Annotated in this window: 12 protein-coding genes; 8 read left to right on the plus strand and 4 right to left on the minus strand. The window is 61.5% G+C overall.

Annotation, left to right across the window (positions count from 1 at the left end; translation table 11 throughout):
- The first annotated feature begins 178 nt into the window (after positions 1-178).
- The 4 genes from Q0677_RS07060 to Q0677_RS07075 all read left to right on the plus strand — a co-directional run bounded on the left by Q0677_RS07060 (position 179) and on the right by Q0677_RS07075 (position 3,420).
- Complete coding sequence (locus Q0677_RS07060; RefSeq protein ID WP_298907687.1) at positions 179-1,465, plus strand: lipoprotein-releasing ABC transporter permease subunit; 1,287 nt, start codon at positions 179-181, stop codon at positions 1,463-1,465.
- Positions 1,458-2,135, plus strand: a complete 678-nt coding sequence (locus Q0677_RS07065) for an ABC transporter ATP-binding protein (RefSeq protein ID WP_298907690.1) — start codon at positions 1,458-1,460, stop codon at positions 2,133-2,135. Before Q0677_RS07060 ends, Q0677_RS07065 begins: the two co-directional genes overlap by 8 nt.
- A gap of 157 nt (positions 2,136-2,292) precedes the next feature.
- Positions 2,293-2,934 (plus strand): DUF3047 domain-containing protein, encoded by a 642-nt coding sequence (locus Q0677_RS07070; protein ID WP_298907692.1) that lies wholly within the window; start codon positions 2,293-2,295, stop codon positions 2,932-2,934.
- 75 nt (positions 2,935-3,009) lie between these two features.
- The gene (locus tag Q0677_RS07075; protein WP_298907695.1) at positions 3,010-3,420 is read left to right on the plus strand and encodes a cytochrome c; all 411 of its coding nucleotides are present in this window, start codon (positions 3,010-3,012) and stop codon (positions 3,418-3,420) included.
- 217 nt (positions 3,421-3,637) lie between these two features.
- On the opposite strand, the gene Q0677_RS07080 is transcribed toward Q0677_RS07075, so the two are convergent.
- On the minus strand, positions 3,638-4,150 hold the full coding sequence (locus tag Q0677_RS07080) for a hypothetical protein (protein WP_366940952.1): 513 nt from the start codon (positions 4,148-4,150) through the stop codon (positions 3,638-3,640).
- A gap of 323 nt (positions 4,151-4,473) precedes the next feature.
- The gene (gene parE / locus Q0677_RS07085) at positions 4,474-6,444 is read right to left on the minus strand and encodes a DNA topoisomerase IV subunit B (protein WP_298907699.1); all 1,971 of its coding nucleotides are present in this window, start codon (positions 6,442-6,444) and stop codon (positions 4,474-4,476) included.
- Positions 6,445-6,577: 133 nt separating this feature from the next.
- Between parE and Q0677_RS07090 the strand changes: the two genes are divergently transcribed.
- On the plus strand, positions 6,578-7,993 hold the full coding sequence (locus tag Q0677_RS07090) for a pyridoxal-dependent decarboxylase (protein ID WP_298907701.1): 1,416 nt from the start codon (positions 6,578-6,580) through the stop codon (positions 7,991-7,993).
- Here Q0677_RS07090 and truA read toward each other — a convergent pair.
- Positions 7,966-8,736: a tRNA pseudouridine(38-40) synthase TruA gene (gene truA / locus Q0677_RS07095; protein WP_298907704.1), complete on the minus strand. Its 771-nt coding sequence runs from the start codon at positions 8,734-8,736 to the stop codon at positions 7,966-7,968. The genes Q0677_RS07090 and truA overlap by 28 nt on opposite strands.
- A 136-nt stretch (positions 8,737-8,872) precedes the next feature.
- On the opposite strand from truA, the gene Q0677_RS07100 reads away from it, so the two are divergent.
- Both Q0677_RS07100 and Q0677_RS07105 read left to right on the plus strand, forming a co-directional pair.
- A complete protein-coding gene (locus Q0677_RS07100; protein ID WP_298907707.1) occupies positions 8,873-10,288 on the plus strand; it encodes a YcjX family protein in 1,416 nt (471 codons plus the stop codon).
- A gap of 27 nt (positions 10,289-10,315) precedes the next feature.
- Positions 10,316-11,329, plus strand: a complete 1,014-nt coding sequence (locus tag Q0677_RS07105; protein WP_298907710.1) for a YcjF family protein — start codon at positions 10,316-10,318, stop codon at positions 11,327-11,329.
- A gap of 3 nt (positions 11,330-11,332) precedes the next feature.
- Here Q0677_RS07105 and Q0677_RS07110 read toward each other — a convergent pair whose 3' ends face one another.
- On the minus strand, positions 11,333-11,761 hold the full coding sequence (locus Q0677_RS07110) for a group III truncated hemoglobin (RefSeq protein WP_298907713.1): 429 nt from the start codon (positions 11,759-11,761) through the stop codon (positions 11,333-11,335).
- 269 nt (positions 11,762-12,030) lie between these two features.
- Here Q0677_RS07110 and ileS point away from each other — a divergent pair, with 269 nt between their 5' ends.
- On the plus strand, positions 12,031-14,934 hold the full coding sequence (gene ileS / locus Q0677_RS07115) for an isoleucine--tRNA ligase (RefSeq protein ID WP_298907716.1): 2,904 nt from the start codon (positions 12,031-12,033) through the stop codon (positions 14,932-14,934).
- Positions 14,935-15,046: the final 112 nt, after the last annotated feature.

The following is a 15,046-nucleotide window of genomic DNA, read 5'->3' on the forward strand; positions in this document are numbered from 1 at the left end:
TCTCTGTAAAGTGAAACTTTGCGCGTTAAGCGAGTTGTCCACAGAAAACTTATGTTTCTCCACAGGTTAACGGATTGTGGGTGGGGCGGCGGTTTCAGGCCGCACTCGGTGCAGGTGCTTGACCTTGCCGCCCAGAACCCCCAGTTTGGCGCAAATATTAATCCGTCAGGAGCCCCAGTTGCCCAAGCGAACAGCCCCGTTTTCCCGTTTCGAATGGCAGATCGCGTGGCGGTATCTGCGCGCGCGCCGTGCCGAAGGTGGCGTCAGCACCATGACCTGGATCAGCCTGATCGGCATCACCTTGGCGGTGGCGGCCCTGATCATCACGCTGGCGGTGCGGACCGGGTTCCGGGACGAATTTGTCGACACTATTCTGGGCGCAAATGCCCATGTCGAGGTTTTCGCCCACAGCCGTGTCACCGCGAATGGTGGCTTGGATCGCACGATCTCGAATTACGAAGACTGGGCAGACCGGATCATGACCGTGCCGGGAGTCGTCCGCGCAGCGCCCTTGGTCAAGGGGCAGGTCATGGCGAACCGGGGGCAATATAATGCGGGGGTCGAGGTCTTTGGGATCGCCTATGAAGACATCCTGACCATCCCGCGCATTGCCAAGCCCGAAAGCTCGGCCGGCGCGCTGTCTGATTTCGAACGCGGCGTGGCCATTGGCTCGGGCGTGGCGGCGGAACTGAATGTCGGGATTGGGGACAAGATCAAGATCATCTCGCCCAACGGGGTGAAGACGGCGTTTGGTACTAGCCCGCGGGTGAATGCCTATGAGGTCACCTATATTTTCACTGCTGGCCGTTGGGACATCGACCGCACCCGCGTCTACCTGCCCATCGCCGAAGCGCAGAGCTTCTTCAACCGCGAAGGGCTGGCGGATGAGATCGAGGTGATGGTTGAGGATCCGGAAGGGATCGACAGGTTGTTGATGCCCATCATGAACGCCGTCGAGGACCCCAGCGGCGTCTGGACATGGCGTGACCGCTCGGGTGCGTTCCTGCGGGCCTTGGATATGGAAGACAACGTTATGTTCATCATCCTGTCTGTGCTGGTGCTGATTGCCTCGATGAACATCACCTCCGGCTTGATCATGCTGGTGAAGAACAAAGGGCGCGACATTGGCATCCTGCGCACGATGGGTTTGACCGAAGGGTCTATTTTGCGGGTGTTCTTCCTCTGCGGATCGCTGACCGGGATCGTCGGCACGATTGCCGGCGTGACCCTTGGATGCCTCTTCGCGCTCAATATCGACAGCGTCTTTGCGCTGGTGAATTATTTCTCGGGCGGAGGCGTCTGGGATCCGTCGATCCGCGGCATCTATCACCTGCCTGCGAAGTTGGAGTTCTGGGATGTGGCCTCGGCCGTGGGCCTGTCGCTGACCCTGTCTTTCGTTGTGACCCTATTCCCGGCGCGCAAGGCCGCACGGATGAACCCGGTGGAGGCCCTGCGCTATGAGTGACACGGTTCTGACCCTCTCGGGCATCACCAAGACCTATAACGAGGGCACGCCGGGCGAAATTCGTGTGCTGCGCGGTGCGAACTTGTCGATTGCCAAGGGCGAGGTTGTGGCACTGGTTGCGCCCTCCGGCTCCGGCAAGTCGACGCTCTTGCACATCGCGGGGCTGTTGGACGCGGCGGATGCGGGTGAGGTCTCGATCAACGGGCAGCAAATGGGCGCGCAGTCCGACCGCCGCCGCACCGCGACGCGTCGCAACGAAGTGGGCTTTGTCTATCAGTTCCACCACCTGCTGCCGGAATTCACCGCGCTGGAAAACATCGTGTTGCCGCAATTGGCGAACGGCGTCAGTGACCGTGCCGCGCGCGATCACGCGATGGAGCTGATGGCCCGTGTGGGCGTCGATACCCGCGCCACGCACCGACCCGCCGAGCTGTCAGGGGGCGAGCAACAGCGTGTCGCCTTCTGCCGCGCGCTGGCGAACCGACCAGCGCTTTTGCTGGCGGATGAACCCACGGGGAACTTGGACCCCGACACCTCGGACACGGTGTTTGCGGCCTTGATGGAGTTGGTGCGTGACACCGGCCTGTCGGCGCTGATTGCGACGCATAACCTCGACCTTGCTGCGCGCATGGATCGGACCTTGCGTCTTGAGGGCGGCGAGATCTTGTGACGGCAATGTCGCAGATTTTATGCCTTCGGCGAGGATATTTGTGACAAGAAAAAGCGGCAGGGCGGCGCCTCGCGCCCACTGACATTTGCGTGAGACCCAATTGCCTACTCGCCCGGGATCGGCAATCTGGCAGGGGTATTCTCTGCCGGAGCTTCCGATGCGTATCCTGACTGCGATCCTTGCTTTGACCCTGTCGGCCTCGGTGGCCCTCGCGGGCCCCGTGAACTTCAATTCATGGCGCACGCATTGGTTCGCGTTCTTCTCGAAAGTCACCTTTGCCCCGTCCGCGGGTGCGATTGGGGTGAGGGCGGACGGGTCGGTGTCGATCACCTATGACCGCTTGGCGCCCGAAGACTGGGAGGCGCGCATGGCCAGTTGGGTCTGGGATGTGGACAGCTCGGTCCCGGCGACGGACCTGCGCCAGAAGGGCGGGGATGATCGCAACCTTGCACTCTACTTCGCGTTCCTGCCGAAATCCGAGGCCGAACGTCTGCAAGGCACCCGCAGCCTGCGCAAGCTTCTGAACCACCCGGAGGGCCGCGTGCTGGTCTATGTCTGGGGCGGCGACCACAATCGCGGGGCGGTGCTGGGCTCGCCCTATCTGGGACCGCGCGGCAAGACCATCGTGCTGCGCCCGTCGGGCACTGGATCACATGTGGAAGCCGTCGATCTGGCCGCAGATTATCGCCGCGCGTTCGGCACGAACCCTGAAGCGCTGGTCGCGTTGGCCCTGTCGGCAGACAGCGACGATACGGATGTGGTCATGCAGGGGCAGGTCAGTAATCTGCGTTTGCAATGACCTAGGGTTGCACGTAAACGCAGGCGTGATAGAATCACCCCATAGCAAGTCTTTGAAAGACAACAGGGTTCCCCAATGCGCCGCGCAGCACCCCTTCTTCTGATCCTTCTGGCCGCCTGTCAGCCACAGGATATCTTCCGCACTCAGGCCAAACCCAAGGTTCAGGACGTGTCCGACCTGACCGGGGCCGAGATCTATGCCGAGAACTGCGCCGCCTGCCACGGCAATGATGCCAAGGGCGGCGTCTATCCCAGCGCGCCGGGCCTGACCAAATTGACCGCCAAACACGGCGGCACCTTCCCGACCCGCTATGTCATGTCGACCATCGACGGCTATGCCAAAGGCACCCAACGCGGCCCCATGCCCGAGTTCGGCGCGCTTCTGGACAGCGAAATGGAGGTCTGGGTGGACGAAAAAGGCGTTATGACCCCGACGCCTGCTGCGCTGGTACGGCTGGCGGAGTATCTGGAGTCTGTGCAGGACTGATCTGCGCGCGGCTTAGCCCCAAAACGTAACCCTCCGCAGGTCACGTGAAACAGAGGGCCACGCCCGACCCTGGGTGGGCGTCGTTGGCATCTCAGTTTGTTAAGCCCTCTCCGCATCCGCAGCGTTTCGTTTGCCGGTCCGTTGCAATACGCCCTCCCGGGGGGGGGATGGTCGGGCGTGGCCCGTGCGGTGCACGGGCTGGGTAAATAGTCGACCTCTACCTCAGAAGTTCAATCTGCTCAGAAAACTCCGGGGCTTGGTAGTAGAGTAATGCAGCTTCGTGGATATGGTCTGAACTTTCCAAATCCGGATCAAGTGCTGAAACAGTTTGCGAAACGGCGTCTAGGCTTAGGATTACGGCTTGGATAGCAAGTGCTGCGATGTTTTCAAAGCCTAGCCCTATTGTGCTACTCGCATTGTTAGTATCGCGCTCGAAGGCGAAAAACGATGCATGTGCAAATTCTGACGCGAGCTCAAAGATACTTGCCTCAACGCCTTGGAATAGAATCTTTGCTCTAGGACTGGCTAGTCCAACAATGTCGATGCGTTGAGCACGGTCGTGCAAGTAGCACTGCTTCTTTCGTGCTCCCTCTCCTTTCTCAAAAAAATCCACACAACCTTTGATATGTTCCGACTTTTCTAAATTTGTATGGACTTGAACAAGCTGGCTTGTGCGATCTGTTTTGAAGAAGGCCTTTTGTGCTCGGAAAGCTTTGTAGATGGAGTACATTTCCGCACGCTTTGCATAGTCGCTATCTCCTGAGAGTATGTAAGCAGCCCCCAAGCAAGCTTCATAAACAGTTCGCGCGAGTTAAAGGCTATCTTTGGTGCGTACAGATAGTTCAGCGGCGAGGTCAGAAATCACAGTGCCCGTTGAGCAAGCAGAGATTAAGAGACCGGAGGAAACTCGTCTCTGTTGCGTGCTGAAGACCTGTTTGTTCCCACTGAGAATTAGTTCAACGGATAGTCGGTTGAGTAACCATAGGGAGGTGTCAAGAAACTGAATCTTTTCAGAATTTTCCTTTGAGTGAGTTTTCTCAAACGTTAATTCCATCAAACATCCAACTCCTCCACGAACTTCGCGTTCTCCTGAATATATTGGAAACGAAGTTCGGGTTTTTTGCCCATCAGCTGCTCGACAAGGGATGCGGTTTCGCCGGGTTCGTCCTCGTCGATCGTCACGCGGATGAGCGTCCGGGATGCCGGGTCCATCGTGGTTTCTTTCAGGTCTTTTGCGTCCATCTCGCCCAGACCTTTAAAGCGGCTGACATCGATTTTGCCCTTGCCGCCCAGACCTTTTTCCAGATGCGCGTCGCGTTCGGCCTCGTCCACGCAATAGACGCGGCGGGCGCCTTGGGTCAGGCGGAACAGCGGCGGGCAGGCGAGGTACAGGTGGCCCGCGTCGATCATCGGGCGCATTTGGGTGAAGAAGAACGTCATCAGAAGCGAGGCAATGTGCGCCCCGTCCACATCCGCGTCGGTCATGATGATGATCTTGTCATAGCGCAGATCGTCGACGTTGAATTTGGTGCCCAGCCCGACGCCAAGGGCTTGGGTCAGGTCATTGATCTCGGCATTCGTACCGATCTTTGAACTGGCCGCGCCCAACACGTTCAGGATTTTCCCGCGCAGGGGCAGCAGGGCTTGCGTCTTGCGGTTGCGGGCCATCTTGGCGGATCCACCAGCCGAGTCACCCTCGACGATGAACAGCTCGGTGCCTTCGCGGTTGGTGGCGGAACAATCCACCAGCTTGCCGGGCAGACGCAGTTTCTTGGTGGCGCTTTTGCGCTGGGTTTCCTTTTCCTGACGACGGCGCAGACGTTCCTCGGCCCGCAGCACAAGGAAATCGAGGATCGCGCCCGCGGATTTCGTATCCGCCGCCAGCCAGTTGTCAAAGTGATCGCGCACCGATTGCTCGACCATCTTGTTGGCAGCCTCGGTCGACAGGCGGTCCTTGGTTTGGCCCACAAAAGCCGGGTCCGCGATGAAGCAGGACACCAGCGCGCAGCCGCCGGTCAGCAGGTCGTCGCGGGTGATGTTCGCGGCCTTCTTGTTGCCCACAAGCTCGCCATAGGCTTTGATGCCTTTAAGGATCGCGGCCCAGAAGCCAGTAACATGGGTGCCGCCCTCGGGCGTGGGCACGGTGTTACAATAGGACTGGATGTAGCCATCGCGCGAGGGGGTCCAGTTGATCGCCCATTCGACATAGCCGGGTTCGTTGAAGCGGTCGCGGAACTCGACCTTGCCCGCGAAGGGTTGTTCGGCATAGACGGATGCACTGCCCAGCGTTTCTTTCAGGTAGTCGGCCAAGCCGCCGGGGAAGTGGAAGGTGGCCTCGGTCGGTGTTTCGCCGTCCTCAATGTGGGATTTCCAGCGAATTTCCACGCCCGAGAACAGGTAGGCCTTCGACCGCACTAATGTGAACAGCCGCTTGGGCTTGAAGCGGTGCTTGCCAAAGATTTCCTCGTCCGCGTGAAAGGTGACCTCGGTCCCGCGCCGGTTGGGGGCGGCGCCGATTTTCTCGACCGGACCCAATGGGACGCCGCGCGAGAAGCGCTGTTCGTACATTTCCTTGTTCTTGGCGACCTTCACCACCATCGAATCCGACAGCGCGTTCACCACCGACGAACCAACCCCGTGCAGACCGCCCGAGGTCTGATAGGCCTTGCCCGAGAACTTGCCGCCCGCGTGGAGCGTACACAGGATGACCTCAAGCGCGGATTTGTCGGGAAACTTGGGGTGCGGGTCGATCGGAATGCCGCGCCCGTTATCGGTGATCGAGACCGAGTAATCCGCGTTCAGCGTGACCTCGATCCGGTTGGCGTGGCCGGCGACGGCCTCGTCCATCGAGTTATCGAGAATCTCGGCCACCATATGGTGCAGCGCGCGTTCATCGGTGCCACCGATATACATGCCGGGACGCTGACGCACCGGCTCCAGCCCTTCCAGCACCTCGATCGAGGAGGCGTCATAATCGTCGGGGCCCTGTGATGGGGTGTGGCCGGCCAGAAGGTCGTTGCTCATGTATTCGGTCGCCTTGAACGCTGCTCGTTTGTTTTGTTCGGGCATTATGTCAGAGCCGTCGGGAAGGGGGAAGAGCACCTTTCCATTCGGATGGATTTGGATAGGGTGTGCGCGACGAAGGAAGGACCGCGCCATGACGACACCCCCCTTGGATCCCGCTGATTGGGAAGGTTTGCGAAGTGATCTGCACCGTTTGCTTGATCGCTGCGTGGATCAGATGCGCGACGCCGAAGATCATCCGTGGCAAGCCCCGCCCGCCGATCTGGTGGATCGCTATGCGATTGGGACTGGCGGCGATGTTGTCACGCGCGTGATGGATCAGGTTCTGCCCTATCACGGCGGCAACATGCATCCGAAGTTCTGGGGCTGGGTGCAGGGCAGTGGGCTGCCTTCGGATTTTGTGGCGGGAATTGCGGCGGCAGCCATGAACACCAATGGCGGCGGGCGGAACCACGGCATCAACGAAATGGAGCGCGCGGTCATCGACTGGACCCGTCGCAAAATGGGCTTTGGCGCGGGCGCGAGCGGCGTTTTGGTGGCGGGCACGTCTCAGGCGACGGTGATTTCACTACAGGTGGCGCGGGTCCGGGCGTGCCCGAACGTGCGGGCCGAAGGGAGCAACGTGGGCTTGACGGTCTATGCTGCCGACGGGGTTCACAACGCGACCCGCAAAGCGGTCGAGTTGCTGGGGCTGGGGCATGACCAACTGCGACTGGTGCCCACGCAGAACGGCACGATGGATCTGGACGCCTTACAGCAGGTGATAGCCACGGACCGGGCGCAGGGGCTATCTCCGCTCGCGATTGTCGGCACCGCTGGGTCGGTCGATCTGGGCGCCTATGACAATCTAAATAGGCTGGCCGATCTGGCAGAAGCCGAGGGGATCTGGCTGCATGTCGATGGAGCCTTCGGGGCGTGGACACGGTTGGCAGATGCCACGTGGCGCGGACTAACTGACGGGATTGAGCGCGCAGACAGCATCGCTTTGGATTTCCATAAATGGATGTATGTCGGATACGATTGCGGCCTTGCCCTGATCGCCGATGAAACCTCACACCGCGCGGCCTTTGCCGCGCGTCCGGCCTATCTGAAAGGTGCCGCCGAGGGCCTTGCGGGCGGAGACCCGTGGTTCTGCGACTACGGCATCGACTTGTCGCGCGGCAATCGCGCGCTCAAGGTCTGGTGCGCGCTGGAAATGTTCGGGGAAGAGGCGTTTGCCACCGCGATCACCCGCAACTGCGCACAGGCGGCGTTCATGGCGGATCAGGTGCAGTCCCACGGTATGTCCCTGTCCGCGCCCGTGGTGTCCAACATCTGCGTCTTTACCGCCGCCCCGGACCTGCCCGCCGCCCGGCAATCCACTCTGAACGCAAAGATCGCCACGCATCTGCAACTGCACAACGCCACGGTGTTCTCGACCACCGATGTAGATGGCGTCACCTGTCTGCGCGCAGCGATCACCAACCACCGCACCCGCGATCATCACATCGCCGAGGCCATCGCCGATGTCGCCAAAACGGCTCAGCTGTTGAAAGGATCGTTGGGGTAACCGACGCCCGCCAGATACAGCCCCTCGGGCGGGCAAACCGGGCCGCAAGCCGAACGGTCGCGCGCCTCAAGCGCATGGGTCACATCGTCGGGCGTCCATGACCCCGCGCCAACCCGCTCCAACGTGCCCACAAAACTGCGGACCTGATTATGCAGGAAAGACCGCGCGCGGACATGGAAGCGATACTCGACCTCGTTCTCGCGGCGATGCTCTTCAACCCACAGCTCATCAAGTGTCCGCACCGGGCTGTCTGCCTGACAAATGGATGATCGGAACGTCGTAAAGTCATGCCGCCCGATCAGCCGATCAGCGCCCGCCTGCATCGCGTCCACATCCAACGGATGTTTCACATGCCACGCCAAGCCCCGATCATGGGTCAACGGCGCACGGCGGGCGATCAGACGAAACAGATAGCGCCGCTCGACCGCCGAAAACCGCGCGTGGAAGTCATCTTCCACCGCGGCGCAATCGACAATCGCCACGCGCTGCTCTTTCAGGTGAAAATTCAACGCTTCAGACAGGCGAAACGGATCCCAATCCTTCACCAGATCGCAATGCGCCACCTGCGCCAGCCCATGCACCCCCGCATCGGTGCGCCCCGCGGCGGCGGTGGTATGCTCACCCGGCTCAAGCTTCGCCAAAGCAGCCTCGATTGCGCCCTGAACGGACGGGTGTTCTTTCTGACGCTGCCATCCGGCAAAGCCAGCTCCGTGATAGTCGACTTTCAATGCATATCTGGGCATGCCCCCGCATAGCTTGCCGCGCGCGCGCAGACAAGTTCCCTCGCCCCTCACCGCGGGGACAATACCCAAAAACCTCCCCTCTGGCGAAATGTGCCTGCCATACATATCTTTAGGTCGAGCAGTGAAGGAGACAGCCGTGGGGCTTGGCGATATTGCAGACAGTGTCACCCGTCAGATCGAAGCGATCGGTGACGCCACAAGCGAGGCACTATTCGAACCGGTGATCCGGCTGGGCGTGACGGGCCTGTCGCGGGCGGGCAAGACTGTGTTTATTACGTCCCTCGTGGCCAACCTGATGGACCGGGCGCGGATGCCAGGTTTGGTCGCGGCCTCGGAAGGGCGTATTCAAAGCGCGTTTCTACAGCCGCAGCCCGACGACACCGTGCCGCGTTTCGACTATGAAACACACCTCTCCGCCATGACCGGCCCCGCACCGCACTGGCCCGACAGCACCCGCGCCATTTCCGAACTGCGCCTGTCCTTCCGCGTCCAGCCCTCGGGCTTGCTGGGCGGGTTGCGCTCGGCGCGGACGGTGCATCTGGATATCGTGGACTATCCCGGCGAGTGGCTTCTCGATTTGGGGCTGATGGATCTCAGCTATTCCGACTGGGCCGCGCAGGTGCTCGACCGCATCGAGACCCGCAATCAAGCGCAGGATTTCCTGACAAAAGCGCGCGCCGTGGACCCGACCGAGAAACTGGACGAGGTGCAGGCCAAGGATTTGGCCGCGTCCTTCGCCGACTATCTGAAAACCGCGCGCGACGATGGGTATAGCGACTGCACCCCCGGTCGCTTTCTTCTGCCCGGCGACCTTGAAGGCAGCCCAGCCCTGACCTTCGCGCCCCTGCCCAAGCCCGACACGATCCCCCGCCGCAGCCTGTGGCGCGAGATGGAGCGCCGGTTCGAGGCCTATAAATCCCGCGTGGTGAAACCCTTCTTCCGCGACCACTTTTCGCGCATCGACCGGCAAGTGGTGCTGGTGGACGTGCTGGGTGCAATTCATTCCGGTCCCGCCGCGCTGGAAGATCTGCGCCGCGCGATGGCCGAGATCCTGACCGCCTTCCGCCCCGGCACGAACGGGTTCCTGTCCACTCTCTTTCTGGGGCGTCGGATCGAACGCATCCTGTTTGCCGCGACCAAGGCTGATCACCTGCATCACAGCCAGCATCCGCGGCTCACCGCCATCACCGAGGCGCTTCTGCGCGACGCCCGCGACCGCGCCGACTTTGCCGGGGCGAAAACCGCCGCGATGTCTTTGGCCGCCCTGCGCACCACGACCGAAGAGCGGCTGGACCATGATGGCCAAAGCCTCGATTGTGTGCGCGGTCAGCTTCTGGACAGTGGCAAAACGGCCGCCTTCTATCCCGGTGATCTGCCCGAAGATCCCGCGCAGCTGTTGAAGCCCGCGCGCAATGGCGACGAAAAATGGCTGGATGCGGATTACCAGATCATGCGCTTTGCCCCGGCGGCGATTTCGCTGAAACCCGGCGAAGGCCCGCCGCATATCCGGTTGGACAAGGCCGCTGAATTCCTGTTGGGGGACAAGCTGTGACAGATACCTTCCATCCACCCGAATTGAATGGAGGCGCGCGTGACACGTGACCACAAGCAAGGCCCCGTCTTGATCGAACTCGACGACAGCCCCGCGACCTCTCCGGCCGAGGCGCCGCCCGTCCCAGACGTGACCGGTCCCGAGATCTCTGGCGCCGCCATGCAGGGGGTGATTTCCATCGCCGCCCACAGGCCATCGCGATTGGCGCGTTGGTTCTGGTCGCTGCTTCTGTCGATCCTTGGCTTCGTGTTGTCCGTCGCGGCGTACGACTTCGTCACCGGGCTGATCACGCGCAATACCTATCTGGGCTATGCGGCGCTGGGCCTGACCGGAGCCTTCCTGTTCGTGCTGCTGATCATTGCCCTGCGCGAATGGATCGCCTTTGCGCGGATGCGTCGGGTGGATGCGCTGCATCATGCTGCCGATCAAGCCCTCGCCCATAACGATCTGGCCGAGGCGCGGGACGTTATGGCGCGCCTGAAGCGGCTCTATCACGGACGCGATGACATGCGTTGGGCGCTGGAACGCTATCGCGAGCGCGAGGGCGAGGTGTTCGACACCGACACCCTGTTCACCTTGGCCGAGGTCGAGCTGATGGCCCCCTTGGACCAAGCCGCGTTGAAAGAGGTCGAGGCTGCCGCGCGTCAGGTCGCCACCGTCACCGCCATCGTCCCCCTTGCGCTGGCCGATGTGGCGACCGCCTTGACCGCCAACTTCCGCATGATCCGCCGCGTGGCCGAGATCTATGGCGGGCGCTCGGGTGCCTTGGGTAGCTGGCGTTTGACCCGTGCGGTGATGACCCATCTGGTCGCCACCGGCGCGGTGGCCGTGGGCGATGACATGTTGGGATCGCTGGCAGGGGGCGGGATGCTGTCCAAGCTTTCGCGCCGCTTTGGCGAAGGCGTGGTGAACGGAGCGCTCACCGCCCGCGTCGGTGTCGCTGCACTGGAAGTCTGCCGCCCGCTGCCCTTTGGCGAGGGCAAGCGCCCGGGCGTCACCGGGATCGTAAAGCGCGCACTGGCGGGGTTGTTCGGAAAATAGGCTTTAGCCCAAGCTGGGCACGGCACTTGCGGGGCGTTGAATGTCTTCGACCCCCATGCGCAACCCGCGTCCGATCCGATGCACCAGCGCAATCCACGCGCGGGCGGTGCCGGCGGGCAGGGCGTCTGTTGCGATCTCTTCAAACAGGGCGATCCACGGGTCGAAATGCTCGGGCCGCACATTGCCCGCCTGCATATGCGCACGCATCGGATTGCCCTCATAGCCCGGCTCGCGCAGGATTGCGCCGCGCCAGAAGCGGGCGATCAGAGCGATATGGGTGCCCCATTCTGCGTCCGTTGTCCCGACATGCCCGTTGAAGATCGGCCCAAGTTGCGGATGGACACGGATCCGCGCGTAAAACCGCGCCAGAACCGTGTCGATCTGGTCGGGCGTGATATCGAAAAGTTGCAGCGGATTGGGGGTGTGGGACATGGGAACCTCTTTCCCGAGTGAAATAGTCGGTATCGCCAGCGCCGCCAAGCCCCCACGGATGGACAATTCAGCGCAGCCCGCCCGCCCATCATGACTTTACGCCACGCCCCCACGGGCCTATAACGCGCCCATGATGCACGCCAAAGCGATCATTATTCGAATTATATGCCCGGCGCTCTGATCCAGACGAGCCGCCGGGACAAGGCGCATGGACCTACGCGCCGCCCTTTCTTCGACATTGACGACTTATCCTGAAAAGGACCGGACACATGTGTGCCGACACACCCGAATATAAAGACACGCTGACCCTTCCCGTAACCGATTTCCCGATGCGCGCTGGCCTGCCCAAGCGCGAGCCCGAATGGCTGGCCCGGTGGGAAAAGATCGGCGTTTATGATCGCCTGCGCGAGACAGCTGGCGACCGCGAGCCCTTCATCCTGCACGATGGCCCCCCCTATGCGAACGGCCACCTGCATATCGGCCACGCGCTGAACAAGACCATCAAGGACATGATCGTGCGCTCGCACCAGATGATGGGCCACGATGCACGCTATGTTCCCGGCTGGGACTGCCACGGTCTGCCCATCGAATGGAAGATCGAGGAACAGTACCGCAAGAAGGGCAAGAACAAGGACGACGTGGACGTTGTCGATTTCCGTCAGGAATGCCGCAAGTTCGCCGAGGGCTGGATCGACATCCAGCGCGACGAGTTCAAACGTCTGGGCATCACCGGCAAATGGGACAATCCCTATCTGACGATGGACTTCCACGCCGAACGCGTGATCGCCGAGGAGTTTATGAAGTTCCTGATGAACGGCACGCTGTATCAGGGCTCGAAGCCCGTGATGTGGTCGCCGGTTGAAAAGACCGCGCTGGCCGAGGCCGAGATCGAGTACCACGACCACAAGTCGCATACGATCTGGGTGCCGTTCAGTTTCGCGAATGCGGAAGGGGATCTGGCCGAGGCACGTGTCGTGATCTGGACCACCACCCCATGGACGATCCCGTCGAACAAGGCCGTCGCGTATAACGACAAGATTGCCTATGGTCTCTACCGCGTTGACGCGACCGAGGAAGAAAGCTGGACCGCTGCGGGTCAGCTCTACATCTTCGCCGATGCGCTGGCTGAAGACGCGCTGGGCAAGTCCCGCGTGACCGAGTTCACCCGCGTGCGCGACGTAGCAGCAGATGAGCTGGCCGGATTGATCTGTAAGCACCCGTTCAACGGTCTGGATGGCGCTGACGGCTTCTGGGACTACGACGTTCCGATGATCGACGGCGATCACGTGACCGATGACGCGGGTACGGGTTTCGTGCACACCGCACCCAGCCACGGTGCGGACGACTATGAAGCCTTTGTTGCCCGCAACTGGATCGACCGAATGACCCACAATGTGGGCGAGGAATCGGAATTCCTGCCGCATGTGCCGTTTTTCGCGGGCCTTCAGGTCTTTGACCGCAAGGGCAAGGAAGGCAAAGCCAACAACGCCGTGATCGCCAAACTGGTCGAGGCCGGTGGCATCATCGCACGTGGCCGCGTGACGCACAGCTATCCGCACTCGTGGCGGTCGAAAGCGCCGATCGTGTTCCGCAACACGCCGCAATGGTTTGCTTCCGTGGACCGCGAAGTAGGCGACGGGCAGGACGAGATGGGCAAGACCATCCGTGAACGTGCGCTGAACTCGATCGACCAACTGGTGCAGTGGTGGCCGCAGACCGGTCGCAACCGCCTGTATTCGATGATCGAGGCACGCCCGGATTGGGTTCTGTCACGTCAACGTGCTTGGGGCGTGCCGCTGACCTGCTTTACTAAGAAAGGTCTTCTGCCGACCGACGAAGGCTTCCTGCTGCGCGACCCCGCCGTCAACGCCCGTATCGCTGAGGCATTCGAGGCTGAGGGTGCCGATGCTTGGTACGCCGACGGTGCGAAAGAGCGCTTCCTTGGCAACGAGCACAACGCCGATGAGTGGGAGCAGGTCTTCGACGTGCTCGACGTGTGGTTTGACTCCGGGTCCACCCACTCGTTCGTGCTGCGCGACCGTGAAGACGGCACGCCGGACGGCATCGCGGATGTCTATATGGAAGGCACCGACCAGCACCGCGGGTGGTTCCACTCGTCGCTTCTGCAAGCCTGCGGCACCAAGGGCCGTGCGCCCTATAAGAACGTTGTGACCCACGGCTTCACGCTGGACGAAAAGGGCATGAAAATGTCCAAGTCGCTGGGCAACACCATCGTGCCGGAGCAGGTCGTGAAACAGTATGGCGCCGACATCCTGCGCCTGTGGGTGGCCCAGACGGATTACACGGTCGATCAGCGGATCGGGCCGGAGATCCTGAAAGGCGTGGCTGATAGCTATCGCCGTTTGCGCAACACGATGCGTTTCATGCTGGGTAACCTGCATGGGTTTGAGGAAAGCGAACGCGTGGACGTCGCTGACATGCCCGAGCTGGAGCGCTGGGTGCTGCACCGTCTGGCCGAACTGGATCACGTCGTGCGTGATGGCTATCGCAAGTTCGATTTCCAGGGCGTGTTCTCGGCCGTGTTCAACTTTGCGACCGTGGACCTGTCGAGCTTCTATTTCGACATCCGTAAGGACGCGCTGTATTGCGACGGGAAAGACAGCCTGAACCGCCGTGCTGCGCGCACCGTTCTGGACATCCTGTTCCACCGCCTGACCACCTGGCTGGCGCCGGTTCTGGTCTTCACGATGGAAGACGTGTGGCTGGAGCGTTTCCCGGGCGACGACAGCTCGGTCCATTTGGTCGACTTCCCCGACACGCCCGCCGATTGGCTGGACGAGCCGCTGGCGGCGAAATGGGCGGGCATCCGTCAAGTACGCCGTGTGGTCACCGCCGCGTTGGAAATCCAGCGTCGCGACAAGGTGATCGGGGCGTCTTTGGAAGCTGCGCCTGTCGTGCATGTGCGGGATGAAGACGTGCTGGGGTCGCTCAAGTCGGTGAACTTCGCGGATGTGTCGATCACCTCGCAGATCGTGCTGACGAACGACCCGCTGCCCGCCGAAGCCTTCCGCGTGCCGGAAGTCGAAGGTGTGGGCGTGGTGTTCGAAAAAGCCTCGGGTGAGAAGTGCCAGCGCTGCTGGAAAATCCTGCCGGATGTGGGCAGCCACGATCACGCAGGTGTTTGCGGCCGCTGCGACGACGCGCTGAGCTAAGGGGGCTCACGGTGTGAGCCTGAGGGGCGCGGCCCCTCGGCCTGCGGCCTCACCCCGAGGTATTTGAAGCAAGAGGAAGAGGGGCGCTGCGGTGCCCCTTTTTTTGTCATGA

The sequence above is a fragment of the uncultured Aliiroseovarius sp. genome (assembly GCF_947492455.1).
GTDB lineage: Bacteria > Pseudomonadota > Alphaproteobacteria > Rhodobacterales > Rhodobacteraceae > Aliiroseovarius.

Bases quoted from the DNA above. Each gene is read 5' to 3' on its own strand.
- Q0677_RS07065 (WP_298907690.1), top strand. From the start codon at position 1,458: ATGAGTGACACGGTTCTGACCCTCTCGGGCATCACCAAGACCTATAAC.
- Q0677_RS07070 (WP_298907692.1), top strand. From the start codon at position 2,293: ATGCGTATCCTGACTGCGATCCTTGCTTTGACCCTGTCGGCCTCGGTG.
- Q0677_RS07075 (WP_298907695.1), top strand. From the start codon at position 3,010: ATGCGCCGCGCAGCACCCCTTCTTCTGATCCTTCTGGCCGCCTGTCAG.
- Q0677_RS07080 (WP_366940952.1), bottom strand. From the start codon at position 4,150: ATGTACTCCATCTACAAAGCTTTCCGAGCACAAAAGGCCTTCTTCAAA.
- parE (WP_298907699.1), bottom strand. From the start codon at position 6,444: ATGAGCAACGACCTTCTGGCCGGCCACACCCCATCACAGGGCCCCGAC.
- Q0677_RS07090 (WP_298907701.1), top strand. From the start codon at position 6,578: ATGACGACACCCCCCTTGGATCCCGCTGATTGGGAAGGTTTGCGAAGT.
- truA (WP_298907704.1), bottom strand. From the start codon at position 8,736: ATGCCCAGATATGCATTGAAAGTCGACTATCACGGAGCTGGCTTTGCC.
- Q0677_RS07105 (WP_298907710.1), top strand. From the start codon at position 10,316: ATGGAGGCGCGCGTGACACGTGACCACAAGCAAGGCCCCGTCTTGATC.
- Q0677_RS07110 (WP_298907713.1), bottom strand. From the start codon at position 11,761: ATGTCCCACACCCCCAATCCGCTGCAACTTTTCGATATCACGCCCGAC.
- ileS (WP_298907716.1), top strand. From the start codon at position 12,031: ATGTGTGCCGACACACCCGAATATAAAGACACGCTGACCCTTCCCGTA.